Origin of the sequence: Helicobacter pylori HUP-B14, assembly GCF_000259235.1 — a bacterium.
Lineage (GTDB): Bacteria > Campylobacterota > Campylobacteria > Campylobacterales > Helicobacteraceae > Helicobacter > Helicobacter pylori_CU.
Window position 1 is genome coordinate 278,947 of the sequence record NC_017733.1, and the last position, 17,938, is coordinate 296,884.

The window sequence follows — 17,938 nt, forward strand, 5'->3', positions numbered from 1 at the left end:
AAAAATCCCATTTTTTAAAAAAGTTAAAAAGTTTTAGTTATACCACTCAATGCGAACAAGAGTGGTATTTTTCTAAAAATTCTTTTTTAAAATTCAAAAACCGCTTTTCTAAAATGGCATTTCTGGCGTTTTTAACCAGCTCTAAATAAAAATGCAAATTGTGCAAGCTGGCTAAACGAGCGTAGATGAGTTCTTTAGCCCTAAAGAGATGGTGCAAATAGGCTTTAGAATAACGCTTGCAAGCATAACATGCACAATTTTCTTCAATAGGGGTATTATCCAATTTATAGGGCGCGTTTTTGATAGAAATTTTGCCAGAATGCGTGAAAAGGGTGGCGTTTCTGGCGTTTCTAGTGGGCATCACGCAATCAAACATATCCACCCCTAAACTGATAGCGTCTAGGATATTTTCAGGCGTGCCTACGCCCATTAAGTAGCGAGGCTTGTCTTTGGGGAGCAAGGGGGCGGTGTGCGCGATGGTTTCTAGCATTTCATCAGCGCTTTCCCCCACCGCTAAACCGCCTATAGCATAGCCATCAAAACCCTCATGCGTTAATCCCACGCTAAGGCTGCGCATTTTCAGATGCGTCCCGCCCTGGATAATGGCAAAAAGGTTGTTGTTGGGGCGGTTTTTTTCTTTGTGGTATTCTAGGCTGAGATTCGCCCATTTAGCGCTTCTTTTAATGGATTCTTCAAGGCGTTTTAAGGGAGCGGGCAAGCCCACTAAATCGTCTAAAACCATCATAATATCGCTATTCAAAGAATATTGAATGTCCAAAACTTTAGCGGGCGTGAATAGATGCTTGCTCCCATCAATATGGGATTTAAAAATGATCCCGTCTTCTTGCAATTTGACATTATCGCTCAAACTGAAGGCTTGAAACCCTCCGCTATCGGTTAAAAAACTCCCATGAAATTGAGCGAAACGATGCAAACCCCCTAATTGTTCAACCACTTTCTCGCCCGGCCTTAAATACATGTGATAGGTGTTGGCTAAAATGAGTTTAGCGCCTAAAATTTCTTGCGCATCTGTAGCGTCTAAAGATTTGATGCAGCCTTGCGTGCCTACGGGCATGAAAACGGGTGTCTCTACTTGAGAATGAGCTAAATTCAAAACGCCAGCTCGCGCGTTATCATCAACAGCTTGGAGTTGAAAATCCATCGTTTAAGCCTTAATCTTGGATATAATGGCGTAATCATTTTTTAGGAAGTTTGGAATTGAAGAAAATCGCCCTTATTTTAGATGGCATTGTAGCAAAAAATTTTTTAGACTTGGTGCTAAGGCATTATTCTAATCATAATTTTTATATAGTGGTTGTCAAAGATGAGAGCCTTATCCCTAAAAACTACCCGAGCACTTTCGCTTTTCATTGTTTTGATGCGACTTCTAGTTTCAGGCTTTTGCAGGTGTTAAATGATGAGGTGAGCGATGCGTTTTTAATCATACAAGATTTTAAAGAACAGCGCATCATTCATAAAATCATTCAAACCCATTTCAAACGCATGCGCGTGGTTTTGAGCGTGAAAAAAGATGGTGAAAAAACTTTAGAGAATAATGAAGAAAATAAAGATGAAAAGCTTATTTTGATTGATGAATTTGAAGTTTTAGCCAATAAATTCATTTCTCGTTTGCCTAATATCCCTAGCACCCCTAGAGAATTTGGGTTAGGCAAGGGCGAGATCATGGAGATTGATGTGCCTTTTGGGAGCATTTTTGCTTATAGGCATATTGGCTCTATCAGGCAAAAAGAATACAGGATTGTAGGGCTTTATCGCAACGATGTTTTGTTGCTCTCCACTAAATCTTTGGTTATCCAGCCACGAGACATTCTTTTAGTGGCGGGCAATCCGGAAATTTTAAACGCGGTGTACCATCAAGTCAAAAGCAATGTGGGGCAGTTCCCAGCCCCCTTTGGTAAGAGCATTTATTTATACATTGATATGCGTTTGCAGAACAGAAAAGCGATGATGCGCGATGTGTATCAAGCCTTGTTTTTGCACAAACATTTAAAGAGCTACAAGCTCTACATTCAGGTTTTACACCCCACTAGCCCTAAGTTTTATCATAAATTTTTATCGCTAGAAACCGAAAGCATTGAAGTGAATTTTGATTTTTATGGGAAAAGTTTTATCCAAAAACTCCATGAAGACCACCAGAAAAAAATGGGCCTAATCGTGGTAGGCAGAGAGCTTTTTTTATCCAAAAAACACCGAAGAGCCTTGTATAAAACAGCCACCCCGGTTTATAAAACCAACACTTCTGGCCTGTCTAAAACCTCTCAAAGCGTGGTGGTGTTGAATGAAAGCTTGGATATTAATGAGGACATGTCTTCAGTGATCTTTGATGTGTCTATGCAAATGGATTTGGGCTTGTTGCTCTATGATTTTGACCCTAACAAGCGCTATAAAAACGAGATTGTCAATCATTATGAAAATTTAGCCAACACGCTCAACCGCAAGATTGAGATTTTCCAAACCGATATTAGAAATCCTATCATGTATCTCAATTCTTTAAGAAATCCCATTTTGCATTTCATGCCTTTTGAAGAGTGTATCACGCAAACGCGCTATTTGTGGTTTTTATCCACTAAAGTGGAAAAATTAGCGTTTTTAAACGATGATCACCCTCAAATTTTTATCCCTGTAGCGGAGTGAAAGAATGCAAGAAATCTTAATCCCTTTAAAAGAAAAAAGCTATAAAGTGTTTTTAGGGGAACTGCCTGAAATAGAATTGAAACAAAAAGCGCTCATCATTAGCGATAGCATCGTGGCCGGGTTGCATTTATCGTATTTATTAGAGCGCTTGAAAGCCTTAGAAGTCAGAGTGTGCGTGATAGAGTCCGGGGAAAAATACAAAAACTTCCATTCGTTAGAGCGGATTTTAAACAACGCCTTTGAAATGCAATTAAACCGCCATTCTTTAATGATAGCCCTTGGTGGGGGAGTCATAAGCGATATGGTGGGGTTTGCGAGCAGTATTTATTTCAGGGGGATTGATTTTATTAATATCCCTACGACTTTACTCGCTCAAGTGGATGCGAGCGTGGGGGGGAAAACAGGGATCAACACGCCTTATGGCAAGAATTTAATCGGATCGTTCCACCAGCCTAAAGCGGTTTATATGGATTTAGCTTTTTTAAAAACCCTTGAAAAAAGGGAATTTCAAGCAGGGGTGGCTGAAATCATTAAAATGGCGGTGTGTTTTGATAAAAACTTGGTAGAAATATTGGAAATGAAGGATTTAAAAGATTGTTTAGAAGAAGTGGTTTTCCAAAGCGTCAGTATCAAAGCTCAAGTCGTTGTTCAAGATGAAAAAGAGCAAAATATCAGAGCTGGGTTGAACTATGGGCATACCTTTGGGCATGCGATAGAAAACGAGACCAATTACGAGCGATTTTTGCATGGCGAAGCGATCGCTATTGGCATGCGCATGGCTAATGATTTATCCCTTTCTTTAGGCATGCTCACTTTAAAAGAATACGAACGCATAGAAAATTTATTGAAAAAATTTGATTTGATATTTAATTACCAAATCACAGATATTCAAAAATTTTACGAACGCTTGTTTTTGGATAAAAAAAGCGAGAATAAGACAATCAAATTCATTCTGCCTAAAGGCGTTGGAGCGTTTGAGATTGCCTCTCATATCCCTAAAGAAACGATTTTAAAGGTGTTAGAAAAATGGCATTAAGGGTATTGTTATTCTTTTGTTTTTTGTTTTTGCAAGCAGAAGATAAGAGCCAAGAATTATCCTCTATACAAAAACAAATGGCTTTGGTGGATAAAAAACTCGCCAAAGACGATAACGTGTGGTTGAAAAAATTTGAAAACTACAAGATTTACAACCAAATTTATACCGAAAAAGAGAGCGTGAGGCAGGAATTAAGGCGCTTAAAAAACAAAAAAAGCAAGGATTTATTAAAGATTAGCACCTTGGAGCATACCTTAAAGGCTTTAGAGTCCCAGCAAAAAATGTTTGAAAGCTATGGGGTCAATCCTTTTAAGGACTTGATAGAGCGCCCCAATATCCCCAATATCCCTAATATCGCTAACCCTATTGCGATCATTGATGGCATTTCTTTCATCAAGAGCATGCGTTTAAAGCATGAAAATCTTAAAAATAACCAGACTTCTTTAGGAGAAGTTTTAAAGCTTTTAGATCAAAAACACCAGCTTTTAAATCAGTGGCATGCTTTGGATAAAAGCGCGAAACTAAGCGATGAGATTTATCAAACTCAAGCCAAACGCTTAGAATTGCAAGGGGCTCAAAACATTCTAAAAACCACGATCGGGATTTTTCAAAAAGACAGCGATGAAGCCATAAGCATTGTTAAATCTCAAGTTAAAAACCAGCTTTTTAAATTGGTTTATGTGTTTTTAGCGGCCCTTTTGAGCGTGGTGTTTGCTTGGATTTTAAAAATCATTTCCAGTAAATACATTGAAAATAATGAGCGCGTCTATACCGTGAATAAAGCCATTAACTTCGTGAATGTGAGCATGATCGTTTTAATCTTTCTTTTTTCTTATTTAGAAAACGTTACTTACTTGGTCACGGTTTTAGGCTTTGCGAGCGCGGGTTTAGCGATTGCGATGAAGGATTTGTTCATGAGCTTGCTCGGGTGGTTTATTATTTTGATTGGAGGGAGCGTGCATGTGGGCGATAGGGTGCGTATCGCTAAGGGGACGGATATTTTTATTGGCGATGTGTTGGATATTTCTATGTTGCACATTACGATTTTAGAAGACGTAACCTTTACCACTTATACGAACAACAGGAGAGCGGGCCGGATTATTTTTGTGCCTAATAATTATATTTTCACCACCATGTTTGCTAATTACAGCCATTTTGGGATGAAAACGGTTTGGGATGGGGTGGATTTTTGCATTACATTTGATTCTGATTTTAAAAAAGCTTCTAAAATTGCACTCAACATCGCTACAGAATTGTCTAAAGAATACACGGATATTACCTATAAACAGCTCAATAAAATGCGCGACCGGTATTCTTTAAGGAGTTTGAGTGTGAAGCCTCGATGCTTTTTGATGCCTGAAAATAACGGGATAAAAATCTCGGTGTGGTATCAAACCAATTCGTATGCGACCATGTCTTTAAGGAGCAAGATTGTGGCTGAAATCGTTGAAGCTTTTTTGAAAGAAGAAAATATCCATATCGCTTATACGACCAGCAAGTTGCTTAAAGTGGATGCTGACGCCTTAGGCGATGGTTTTGGGAATAAAAGGGAACAAAAATGAAAAAAGTCTATTTTAAAACTTTTGGGTGCAGGACGAATCTTTTTGACACGCAAGTGATGGGCGAGAATTTAAAGGATTTTAGCGCGACTTTAGAAGAACAAGAAGCCGATATTATTGTGATCAATTCTTGCACCGTAACCAATGGGGCCGATAGCACGGTAAGGAGTTACGCTAAAAAAATGGCGCGATTGGATAAGGAAGTGCTATTTACCGGCTGTGGGGTGAAAACTCAAGGCAAAGAGCTTTTTGAAAAAGGGTTTTTAAAGGGCGTTTTTGGGCATGACAATAAAGAAAAGATTAACGCGCTTTTACAAGAAAAAAAGCGTTTTTTCATAGATGACAATTTAGAAAACAAGCACTTAGACACCACGATGGTGAGCGAGTTTGTGGGAAAAACCAGGGCGTTTATCAAGATCCAAGAAGGCTGTGATTTTGATTGCAATTATTGCATTATCCCAAGCGTGAGAGGGAGGGCTAGGAGTTTTGAAGAGAGGAAAATTTTAGAGCAAGTGGGCCTTTTATGCTCTAAAGGCGTTCAAGAAGTGGTTTTAACCGGCACCAATGTGGGGAGCTATGGGAAAGACAAAGGAAGCAATATCGCAAGATTGATTAAAAAATTAAGCCAGATCGCTGGATTAAAACGCATAAGGATTGGGAGCTTAGAACCTAATCAAATCAACGATGAATTTTTAGAGCTTTTAGAAGAGGATTTTTTAGAAAAACATTTGCATATCGCTTTACAGCACAGCCATGATTTCATGCTAGAGAGGATGAATCGAAGAAACCGCACTAAGAGCGATAGGGAATTATTAGAAACAATCGCTTCTAAGAATTTTGCTATTGGCACGGATTTTATTGTAGGGCATCCGGGCGAGAGCGGAAGCGTTTTTGAAAAAGCGTTTAAAAATTTAGAAAGCTTGCCTTTAACGCACATCCACCCTTTTATTTACAGCAAACGAAAAGACACCCCCTCTAGTTTGATGGCTGATAGCGTGAGCTTGGAAGATTCTAAAAAGCGTTTGAATGCGATTAAAGATCTGATTTTTCATAAAAATAAGGCGTTCAGGCAATTGCAACTCAAGCTTAATACGCCCCTAAAAGCCTTAGTGGAAGCGCAAAAAGACGGCGAATTTAAAGCCTTAGATCAATTTTTCAACCCCATTAAGATCAAAAGCGATAAGCCTTTAAGGGCTAGTTTTTTAGAAATCAAAGAGTATGAAATTAAGGAGAGGGAAAACCATGCCGTTTTCTAAATTTTTAGAAAACCTCACCGCTCCCTTTAAACGCATCAAAAACCGCTCGCTTGTTTTGGCGTTAGGGTTTTTGATCCTTACTTTTTGCTTGCTTCTTTTTTTAATTTTAAGCGATGTTTCTAGGCTCATATCGGGTAAGGACTTTTTTTATGTGATCCAATCCCACCCTAAGCAAACTCTAATTGAAGATGAAAATTATTTTTATGCTAGCAAGGGTCTTTATAAAACCAACAAAGAAGCCTTTTTAAGAGCCTATAAAATCCCAGAAAGCATGCCCATAGAAAAACGAGAAAATTTAAGCAAGGGTTCTAAAATGAATTTAGCGTTGCTTTTTTTCATCTCTAGCATGCTTTTTGGGATCTTTTGGCGCTTGCCCAAACGATTGGACACTAAAATGAGTTTAGAAAGCGCGACTAAAAACGAATTAGAAAATGCATTCCAGCGATACGATGCGCTAGGGGTGCGTTTTGAAGATATTGCAGGAGTGGATGAAGTCAAAGAAGAATTACTAGAAGTGATAGATTATTTAAAAAACCCTAAAAAATACCAGGATTTAGGGATTTTTCTCCCTAAAGGCGTGCTTTTAATCGGGCCTCCTGGAGTGGGGAAAACCATGATCGCTAAAGCCTTAGCGAGTGAAGCCAGAGTGCCGTTTTTTTACGAAAGCGGGAGCGCGTTTTCTCAAATTTATGTGGGGGCTGGGGCTAAAAAAGTGCATGAACTTTTCATGCATGCTAAAAGGCATGCCCCCTCTATTATTTTTATTGATGAAATTGACGCTTTGGGTAAGGCTAGGGGAGGGCATAGGAGCGATGAAAGAGAGGCCACGCTCAATCAGCTTTTAACCGAAATGGATGGGTTTTTGCAAAACGATGAGGTGGTGGTGATAGGAGCGACTAACCAAATGGAAGTGATGGATGAAGCGCTATTAAGGAGCAAGCGTTTTGATCGGCGCATTTTCATTTCTTTACCGGATTTACTAGAAAGGCAGAGCATTTTAGAAAAGCTGTTAGAAAACAAAAAGCACGCACTCAATTATCTTAAGATCGCTAAAATTTGCGTGGGTTTTAGCGGGGCGATGTTAGCGACTTTGATCAATGAAAGCGCTCTAAACGCCCTAAAACACCAACGAAACGAAATCACTGAGAGCGACATTTTAGAAGTGAAAGACAAGATCGCTTACGGCAAGAAAAAGCCCCAAACCTTAGATGAAAACCAAAAGGAATTAGTCGCTTTGTATCAAAGCGCGAAAGCCTTAAGCGCGTATTGGCTAGAAATTGAATTTGATAAAGCGCCAATATTAGGGGAATTTATCGCTTTTAATGAAAATAAAATCCATAGCGAGAGTGAGATTAAAAATTACATTAAAGTGTATTTGAGCGGGACGATTATTTTAGAGTTGCTCTATAAGGAGCGTTATAGTTTGTCCAAACAAGATTTGCAAAAAGCGAAATTTTTGAATGAATTTATGGCCAGTGAGCTTCTTTTAGCCCCCACAAAAGAGTCTTTAAGCGTTCTTTATGAAGAGCAACTGGAGTTTTTAAAGCCACAAATTGCAGCTTGCAAGCGATTAAGTGCTCTATTATTGGAGCAAGAATATTTAGAGCATGCAAACTTCTATGATTTGTTGAACGGGTGAAAATGCGTTTTTTTAGTGGTTTTGGGTTCATTAGTGAAAGCGTTTTGTTTGAAGAGTGGCTTTTAAAAGGGGCTTATGATGTGTCAGGCTTTTCTATGGGAGCGATTAAGGCGATAGAATACGCTTATAATGAAGTCTCACAACAGTGTCGCATCAATTCTTTGTTATTGTTTTCGCCTTGCATGTTAGCGCATAAGAGTTTGGCGTTCAAACGCTTGCAACTTTCTTCGTTTCAAAAAGACCCGAAGGGCTACATGGATAACTTTTATAAGGAAGTGGGCATGAGCGCTCAATTGGAGCGTTTTAAAAAAGAGGGTTCTTTAGAAGAATTAGAATTTTTATTGGATTACAAGTATAGTGATTCTATAATTAGACTTTTATTAGAAAAAGGCGTGAAGATTGAAGTGTTTATCGGGTTAAAGGACAGAATCACTGACATTCAAGCCCTTTTAGAATTTTTTACGCCTTTAGTTCAAGTGTGGCAGTTTAAGGATTGTAACCATTTGTTGCAAAAATCTTAAAAAAGGTGGAAGATGAAAAAATTTTGTTTAGGGGTGTATTTGCTTCTTTTAGGTATTTTGGGCGGCTCTTTGATCATTCTAGGAGCGATAGTCGCACCCATTGTTTTCAAAGCTTCAAGCATTTTACCTGAATTGAATCTAACTCCCTTTGAGAGCGGGAAACTCATGGCGCAAATCATTGTTCGTTTCAATTTCCTTTTAGGCGCGATCGGTTTTGTGGTGTTACTTTATGAAATCGTTTCGTTTATTTATGATAAAAGATCGTTAGTGTATTTGATCCTTGGCGTGGCGATAGGGGCGTTGTGTTTGCTCTTTGTTTTTTATTACACGCCTTATATTTTAAACGCTCAAAAAGTGGGCGAAGTTGCGCTTCAAAGCGCTGAATTTGCCCGCTCGCACGCTCAAAGCGAATGGCTGTTTAAGGAATTGTTTGTGCTGGTGTGCGCTTTGTTTTTCTTGCGTTTGTTTGGGAAAAATGCGCTTTAGTCCCTTTGATTTAATCAAATGATGGAGTTTTTGGCTACTATATAGGAAATGAGAGGGCAGCATTTAATGAAAAAGTTTAAAAAGAAACCAAAAAGTATAAAACGATCGTATCAAAATCAAAAAACAATCTTAAAGCGTCCTTTATGGCTTATGCCTTTACTGATTGGCGGGTTTGCTAGTGGGGCGTATGCGAATAATCTGTGGGATTTGTTAAACCCAAAAGTGGGGGGTGAGTATGTGCATTGGGTTAAGGGCAGTCAGTATTGCGAATGGTGGGAATTTGCAGGGTGTTTAAAGAATGTATGGGGGGCAAATCATAAAGGCTATGATGCTGGAAATGCCGCTAACTACCTGTCTTCTCAAAACTATCAAGCCATTTCTGTGGGTAGTGGGAATGAAACGGGGACTTATAGTTTAAGCGGTTTTACCAATTATGTTGGGGGCAATCTCACGATCAATCTAGGCAATAGCGTTGTTTTAGATTTAAGCGGTTCTAATAGTTTCACTTCGTATCAAGGTTATAATCAAGGCAAAGATGATGTAAGCTTTAATGTTGGCGCAATCAATTTAAACGGCACTTTAGAAGTGGGCAATCGTGTGGGATCAGGAGCTGGCACGCACACCGGTACAGCCACTTTAAACTTGAACGCCAATAAAGTTACTATCAATTCCAATATCAGTGCGTATAAAACTTCGCAAGTGAATGTGGGTAATGCTAACAGCGTTATTACTATCGGTTCGGTTTCTTTAAGTGGGGATACTTGCAGTTCTTTAGCTAGTGTGGGCGTAGGGGCTAATTGCTCCACTTCAGGGCCTAGCTATTCTTTTAAGGGGACGACTAACGCTACTAACACGACCTTTAGCAATGCAAACGGCAGTTTCACTTTTGAAGAGAACGCCACTTTTAGCGGGGCGAAATGGAATGGGGGGAGTTATACTTTCAATAAAGAGTTTAGCGCTACCAATAACACCGCCTTTAATAGCGGTAGTTTTAATTTTAAGGGTGCAAGTTCCTTTAATGGCGCGAATTTCAACAACGCTACATACACTTTCAACAATCAAGCCACTTTCCAAAACAGCTCCTTTAATGGGGGGACTTTTACTTTTAATAACCAGACCAATCAAAGCGCTCAGCACCCCCAAATTCAAAACAGCTCTTTTAGTGGTAGCGCTACCACTCTTAAGGGCTTTGTGAACTTTCAACAAGCCTTTAACAATTCAAACCACCAACTAACGATCCAAAACGCTTCCTTTAATAACGCCACTTTCAATAATACCGGTAAAATCACCATTAATGAGAGCGCGAGTTTTAACGACACGACATTCAACACTTCTATTAATACAAACAACATGAGTGTTACCGGTAGCGTTACTTTAAGCGGTAAGAATGACTTGAACAATGGTTCAACCCTTGATTTTGGGAGTTCTAAAATCACTCTCACTCAAGGGACGACTTTCAACCTCACAAGTTTAGGCAGTGAGAAGAGCGTAACGATTTTAAATTCTAGCGGTGGGATCACTTATAACAATCTTTTAAACCATGTGCTCAATAGCTTGACAAGCACCTTAAAAACGAACGAAAGCTCTTCAAGGCCACAAAGTTTCGCTCAAGGTTTGTGGGATATGATCACTTACAATGGGGTTACCGGGCAGCTTTTGAGCAAAAACGCTGCAACCTCTAAAACCACTGACTCTTCGCCCCCTAAATCTTCTACAAACTCTACGCAAGTCTATCAAGTGGGCTACAAAATAGGGGATACTATCTACAAACTGCAAGAAACTTTTGGCCCTAATTCCATTATCATCCAAGCTTTAGAGAGCGGGACTTACACGCCACCCCCTGTCATTAGCGGCTCCAAATTTGACTTATCCGCTTCAAATTATATTAATGCTGACATGCCTTGGTATGACCATAAATATTACATCCCCAAATCTCAAAATTTTACAGAGAGCGGGACTTATTACTTGCCGAGCGTTCAAATATGGGGGAGTTACACTAACTCGTTTAAACAAACCTTTAGCGCGAGTAATAGTAATCTGGTGATCGGGTATAACTCAACATGGACTGATCATAATGTCTCTTCTAGCGGCACGGTGTCTTTTGGGGACACTTCAGGGAGCGCTCTTAATGGGCATTGCGGGCCTTGGCCCTATTACCAATGCACAGGCACGACTAATGGCGCTTATAGCGCCTATCATGTGTATATCACAGCGAATCTGCGTTCTGGCAATCGTATAGGCACCGGTGGGGCAGCTAATCTAGTCTTTAATGGGGTAGATAGTGTCAATATCGCTAACGCTACCATCACGCAGCATAACGCCGGAATCTATTCAAGCTCCATGACTTTTTCCACGCAAAGCATGGACAATTCGCAGAATTTGAATGGCCTAAACGCTAACGGTAAACTTTCCGTGTATGGCACCACTTTCACTAACCAAGCCAAAGACGGGAAATTCATTTTCAATGCGGGGCAAGCGACTTTTGAAAACACCAACTTTAATGGAGGGAGTTACCAATTCAGTGGCGATAGCTTGAATTTTTCAAATAACAACCAGTTTAATAGCGGTTCGTTTGAAATTAACGCAAAAAACGCTTCGTTTAATAACGCTAACTTTAACAACAGCGCTTCTTTTAATTTCAATAATTCTAGTGCGACCACTTCGTTTGTGGGGGATTTCACTAACGCTCATTCAAATTTGCAAATCGCCGGGAACGCTGTTTTTGGGAACTCTACTAATGGCTCTCAAAATAACGCTAATTTTAATAATACCGGCTCTGTGAATATTGCAGGGAATGCAACCTTTGATAATGTGGTGTTTAATAGCCCTACGAACACGAGCGTGAAAGGGCAGGTTACTTTAAATAACATCACTTTAAAAAACCTGAACGCCCCTTTGTCTTTTGGCGATGGAACGATTGTTTTTAACGCTCATTCGGTTATCAATATTGGTGAAGCTATCATTAATGGCAACCCTATCACCCTTGTAAGCTCTTCTAAAGAGATTGATTACAACAACGCTTTCAGTAAAAATCTATGGCAGCTCATCAACTACCAAGGGCATGGGGCAAGCAGTGAAAAGCTCGTCTCTAGCGCGGGTAATGGCGTTTATGATGTGGTGTATTCTTTCAATAACCAAACCTACAATTTCCAAGAGGTTTTTTCACCAAACAGCATTTCTATCCGGCGTTTGGGTGTTGGCATGGTGTTTGATTATATGGATATGGAAAAATCGGATCACTTGTATTATAAAGATGTTGTCGGTTTTATGACCTACATGCCTAACAGCTATAACAATAATTTAGGGAATGCAAACAACACCATTTACTATTACGACAAGAGCATTGATTTTTATGCGAGCGGGAAAACTTTATTCACTAAAGCGGAATTTTCTCAAACATTCACCGGGCAAAACAGCGCGATCGTTTTTGGGGCTAAAAATATATGGACGAGCTTAAGCGATGCGCCGCAGTCTAATGTAATCATTCGCTTTGGGGACAATAAGGGAGCAGGGAGTAATGATGCGAGCGGGCATTGTTGGAATTTGCAATGCATAGGCTTTATCACAGGGCATTATGAAGCGCAAAAGATTTACATCACCGGTAGCATTGAAAGCGGGAATCGCATTTCTAGCGGTGGGGGTGCGAGCCTTAATTTTAACGGGCTTCAAGGCATTCTTTTAACGAACGCGACTCTGTATAACCGTGTCGCTGGCACGCAAAGCTCGTCTATGAATTTTATCTCTAACAGCGCGAACATTCAGGCTCAAAACTCCTATTTTATAGACGATACCGCACAAAATAAAGGTAACCCTAATTTCAGTTTCAACGCTTTGAATCTGGATTTTTCTAACAGCTCTTTTAGAGGCTATGTGGGGCAAACGCAATCTGTTTTTAAATTCAATGCCACTAATGCGATCAGTTTCACCAACAGCACGAATTTAAGCTCTGGTTTGTATCAAATGCAAGCTAAAAGCGTGTCGTTTGACAATTCCAATTTAAGCGTTTCAGTGGGGACAAGCAGCATTAAAGCCAATGCGATCAACCTTTCTCAAAACGCCTCTATCAATGCGAGCAACCATTCAACCTTAGAGCTTCAAGGCGATTTGAATTTAAACGACACCAGCTCGCTCAACCTCAACCAAAGTACCATTAATGTTTCCAATAACGCCACGATCAACGATTATGCGAGCTTGATCGCGAGCAATGGCTCTCACCTTAATTTTAACGGGGCGGTTAATTTCAATTCAGCGAATATTACTACGAGTTTGAGTGATTCCTCTATCGTGTTTAAGGGAGCGGTCTCTTTAGGAGGGCAGTTTAATTTAAGCAATCATTCTTCTTTAGATTTTCAAGGCTCTAGCGCTATCACCTCTAACACGGCGTTTAATTTCTATGATAACGCTTTTTCTCAAAGCCCCATCACTTTCCATCAAGCCCTTGATGTTAAAGCGCCCTTGAGTTTGGGAGGCAACCTCTTAAACCCTAACAGCAGTAGCGTGTTGGATTTAAAAAACAGCCAGCTTGTTTTTAGCGATCAGGGGAGTTTGAATATTGCTAACATTGATTTACTAAGCGATCTAAACGATAATAAAAATCGTGTGTATAACATCATTCAAGCGGACATGAATAGTAATTGGTATGAGCGTATCAGCTTCTTTGGCATGCGTATCAGTGATGGGATCTATGATGCTAAAAACCAAACTTATAGTTTCACTAACCCCCTTAATAACGCCCTAAAAATCACCGAGAGCTTTAAAGACAACCAACTAAGCGTTACGCTCTCTCAAATCCCTGGCATTAAAAACACGCTCTATAACATTGGCTCTGAAATTTTTAACTACCAAAAAGTTTATAACAACGCTAATGGTGTGTATTCTTATAGCGATGATGCAGAAGGCGTGTTTTATCTCACTAGCAGCGTGAAAGGCTATTACAACCCCAACCAATCCTATCAAGCTAACGGCAGTAATAACACCACGAAAAATAACAATCTAAGCTCTGAGTCTTCTGTCATCTCGCAAACCTATAACGCGCAAGGCAACCCTATTAGCGCGTTACACATCTATAACAAGGGCTATAATTTTAATAATATCAAAGCGTTAGGCCAAATGGCGCTCAAACTCTACCCTGAAATCAAAAAGATATTGGGGAATGATTTTTCGCTTTCAAGTTTGAGCGATTTAAAAGGCGATGCACTAAACCAGCTTACCAAACTCATCACCCCTAACGACTGGAAAAACATTAACGAGTTGATTGATAACGCAAACAATTCGGTCGTGCAAAATTTCAATAACGGCGCTTTGATTATAGGAGCGACTAAAATAGGGCAAACAGACACTAATAGCACGGTGGTTTTTGGGGGCTTGGGCTATCAAAAGCCTTGCGATTACACCGACATTGTGTGCCAAAAATTCAGAGGTACTTATTTAGGGCAGCTTTTAGAGTCCAGCTCGGCTGATTTGGGCTATATTGACACGACTTTTAACGCTAAAGAAATTTATCTTACCGGCACTTTAGGGAGCGGGAACGCATGGGGGACTGGGGGGAGCGCTAGCGTAACTTTTAACAGCCAAACTTCGCTCATTCTCAACCAAGCTAATATCGTAAGCTCGCAAACCGATGGGATTTTTAGCATGCTAGGCCAAGAGGGTATCAATAAGGTTTTCAATCAAGCCGGGCTCGCTAATATTTTGGGCGAAGTGGCGGTGCAATCCATTAATAAAGCCGGGGGATTAGGGAATTTGATAGTAAATACGCTAGGGAGTGGTAGTGTGATTGGGGGGTATTTAACGCCTGAGCAAAAAAATCAAACCCTAAGCCAGCTTTTAGGGCAGAATAATTTTGATAACCTCATGAACGATAGCGGTTTGAACACGGCGATTAAGGATTTGATCAGGCAAAAATTAGGCTTTTGGACCGGGCTAGTGGGGGGATTAGCTGGACTAGGGGGCATTGATTTGCAAAACCCTGAAAAGCTTATAGGCAACATGTCCATCAATGATTTATTGAGTAAAAAGGGGTTGTTCAATCAGATCACTAGCTTTATTTCCGCTAACGATATAGGGCAAATCATAAGCGTGATGCTGCAAGATATTGTCAAACCGAGCGACGCTTTACAAAACGATGTAGTGGCTTTAGGCAAACAAATGATTGGCGAATTTTTAGGCCAAGACACGCTCAATTCTTTAGAAAGCCTGTTGCAAAACCAACAGATTAGAAGCGTTTTAGACAAAGTCCTAGCGGCTAAAGGTTTAGGGCCTATTTATGAACAAGGTTTGGGGGATTTGATCCCTAGTCTTGGTAACAAGGGGCTTTTCGCTCCCTATGGCTTGAGTCAAGCGTGGCAAAAAGGGGATTTTAGTTTCAACGCGCAAGGCAATGTTTTTGTGCAAAATTCCACTTTCTCTAACGCCAATGGAGGCACGCTTAGTTTTAACGCAGGAAATTCGCTCATTTTTGCGGGAAACAATCATATTTCGTTCACTAACCATTTTGGAACGCTTCAATTATTGTCCGATCAAGTTTCTAACATTAACATCACCACGCTTGATGCAAGCAACGGCCTTAAGATTAACGCCGCTAATAACAATGTTTCTGTGTCTCAAGGCAATCTGTTTGTCAACGCTAGCTGCGCGCAACAAAGCGATCCAACTACAACTAACGCTACAAACCCTTGCACGCTTAGCGCCCAAAGCGCGAATGGCACTTCTTCTAATAACGCGTCAAATAACGCGCCAATCGCCTTGAACAATAACGATGAGAGCTTGATGGTTACGGCGAATGATTTCAATTTTTCAGGCAATATTTACGCTAACGGGGTGGTTGATTTTTCAAAGATTAAAGGCTCTGCAAACATTAAAAACCTGTATCTTTACAATAACGCTCAATTCCAAGCCAACAATCTTATTATTTCCAATCAAGCGGTGTTAGAGAAAAACGCTAGCTTTGTAACGAATAATTTAAACATTCAAGGGGCGTTTAACAACAACGCCACGCAAAAAATAGAGGTGCTTCAAAATTTAGTGATCGCTTCAAACGCTTCTTTAAGCACCGGGATTTATGGGTTAGAAGTAGGGGGGGTTTTGAATAATTTGGGAACGATACATTTTAATTTAGAAAATATCCAAACGCCAACGCCACTCATTCAAGCAGAGGAGATCATTAATCTCAACACCACCCAAACGCCTTTTATCAATGTCAATAACAGCATGGCCAATAACACGACTTACACTTTATTAAAAAGCAGCCGTTACATTGATTACAATATCAACCCCAACAGCTTGCAATCGTATTTGAAGCTCTATACCTTAATCAATATCAACGGAAACCACATAGAGGAAAAAAACGGCGTATTGACTTATTTGGGTCAACGGGTTTTATTACAAGATAAGGGGTTATTATTAAGCGTAGCGTTGCCTAACTCAAACAACGCCCATCAAAACAACATTTTAAGCCTTTCTGTTCTTTATGACCAGATTAAAATGTCTTATGGCGATAGAATCATGGACTTTACCCCCCCTACTTTACAAGATTACATTGTGGGCATTCAAGGGCAAAGCGTGCTCAATCAAATTGAAGCGATAGGGGGGAATAACGCTATCAATTGGCTTTCAACATTGATGATGGAAACGAAAGAAAACCCGCTTTTTGCGCCGATTTATTTAGAAAACCACTCTTTGAATGAAGTCTTAGGCGTGGCTAAAGATCTTCAAAACACCGCAAGCTTGATTTCTAACCCTAATTTTAGAGACAACGCTACCAACCTTTTAGAATTGGCGAGTTACACCCAACAAACCAGCCGTTTAACGAAATTCTCTGATTTTAGGGCTAGAGAGGGAGAATCTGATTTTTCTAATCGCTTGTTGGAGCTTAAAAACAAGCGCTTTAGCGATCCTAACCCTGGAGAGGTTTTTGTCAAATATTCGCAACCCAACAAACACCCCAATAACCTTTGGGTTCAAGGGATTGGGGGAGCGAGCTTTATTTCTGGGGGCAATGGCACGCTTTATGGCTTGAATGCGGGCTATGACAGGTTAGTTAAAAATGTGATCCTTGGGGGTTATGTGGCTTATGGCTATAGCGGCTTTAATGGGAACATCATGCGTTCTTTGGGTAATAATGTGGATGTGGGGATGTATGCGAGGGCTTTTTTAAAAAGAAACGAATTCACTTTGAGCGCGAATGAAACTTATGGAGGCAATGCAAATAATATCAATTCTTCTAATCCCTTGCTTTCTGTGTTGAACCAACGCTATAGTTATAACACTTGGACAACGAGCGTGAATGGGAATTACGGCTATGATTTCATGTTCAAACAAAAAAGCGTGGTGCTAAAACCTCAAGTGGGCTTGAGCTATCATTTCATAGGTTTGAGTGGCATGAAGGGCAAAATGAATGATGCCGCTTACAAACAATTTCTCATGCATTCAAACCCCTCTAACGAATCGGTTTTAACGCTCAACATGGGGTTGGAGAGCCGTAAATATTTTGGTCAAAATTCCTATTATTTTGTAACGGCGAGATTGGGTAGGGATCTTTTGATCAAATCTAAAGGCGGCAATATGGTGCGTTTTGTGGGCGAAAACACTTTATTGTATCGCAAGGGGGAAGTTTTCAACACTTTTGCGAGCGTGATCACAGGAGGCGAAATGCATTTGTGGCGTTTGATGTATGTGAATGCGGGGGTGGGGCTTAAGATGGGCTTGCAATACCAAGACATTAATATAACCGGGAATGTGGGCATGCGAGTGGCGTTTTAGCTTTTTTGCTATAATGCTTCGTTCAA

General features: G+C 40.2%; 9 protein-coding genes. 8 read left to right on the forward strand and 1 reads right to left on the reverse strand.

Features of this window, described 5'->3' with window-relative positions:
• Window positions 1-46: 46 nt before the first annotated feature.
• Window positions 47-1,162: a tRNA guanosine(34) transglycosylase Tgt gene (gene tgt / locus HPB14_RS01395; RefSeq protein ID WP_000347456.1), complete on the reverse strand. Its 1,116-nt coding sequence runs from the start codon at window positions 1,160-1,162 to the stop codon at window positions 47-49.
• Between the two features lie 56 nt (window positions 1,163-1,218).
• Here tgt and HPB14_RS01400 point away from each other — a divergent pair, with 56 nt between their 5' ends.
• From HPB14_RS01400 to imaA, 8 genes are all read left to right on the forward strand, one after another.
• Entirely contained in the window at window positions 1,219-2,655 is a 1,437-nt protein-coding gene (locus HPB14_RS01400) for a COG3400 family protein (protein WP_000717198.1), read from the forward strand.
• 4 nt (window positions 2,656-2,659) lie between these two features.
• Entirely contained in the window at window positions 2,660-3,691 is a 1,032-nt protein-coding gene (aroB, locus tag HPB14_RS01405; RefSeq protein WP_001156098.1) for a 3-dehydroquinate synthase, read from the forward strand.
• Window positions 3,682-5,253 (forward strand): mechanosensitive ion channel family protein, encoded by a 1,572-nt coding sequence (locus tag HPB14_RS01410; protein WP_001218200.1) that lies wholly within the window; start codon window positions 3,682-3,684, stop codon window positions 5,251-5,253. The genes aroB and HPB14_RS01410 overlap by 10 nt, the downstream gene beginning before the upstream one ends.
• On the forward strand, window positions 5,250-6,506 hold the full coding sequence (gene mtaB / locus HPB14_RS01415) for a tRNA (N(6)-L-threonylcarbamoyladenosine(37)-C(2))-methylthiotransferase MtaB (protein ID WP_000758566.1): 1,257 nt from the start codon (window positions 5,250-5,252) through the stop codon (window positions 6,504-6,506). Before HPB14_RS01410 ends, mtaB begins: the two co-directional genes overlap by 4 nt.
• On the forward strand, window positions 6,493-8,145 hold the full coding sequence (locus HPB14_RS01420) for an AAA family ATPase (protein WP_001116634.1): 1,653 nt from the start codon (window positions 6,493-6,495) through the stop codon (window positions 8,143-8,145). The genes mtaB and HPB14_RS01420 overlap by 14 nt, the downstream gene beginning before the upstream one ends.
• A 2-nt stretch (window positions 8,146-8,147) precedes the next feature.
• The gene (gene bioV / locus HPB14_RS01425) at window positions 8,148-8,666 is read left to right on the forward strand and encodes a pimelyl-ACP methyl ester esterase BioV (protein ID WP_001210555.1); all 519 of its coding nucleotides are present in this window, start codon (window positions 8,148-8,150) and stop codon (window positions 8,664-8,666) included.
• A 12-nt stretch (window positions 8,667-8,678) separates the two neighbouring features.
• On the forward strand, window positions 8,679-9,152 hold the full coding sequence (locus tag HPB14_RS01430; protein ID WP_000712912.1) for a DUF4149 domain-containing protein: 474 nt from the start codon (window positions 8,679-8,681) through the stop codon (window positions 9,150-9,152).
• Between the two features lie 66 nt (window positions 9,153-9,218).
• Entirely contained in the window at window positions 9,219-17,912 is an 8,694-nt protein-coding gene (imaA, locus tag HPB14_RS01435) for an immunomodulatory autotransporter protein ImaA (RefSeq protein WP_041199465.1), read from the forward strand.
• The last annotated feature ends 26 nt before the right edge of the window (window positions 17,913-17,938 follow it).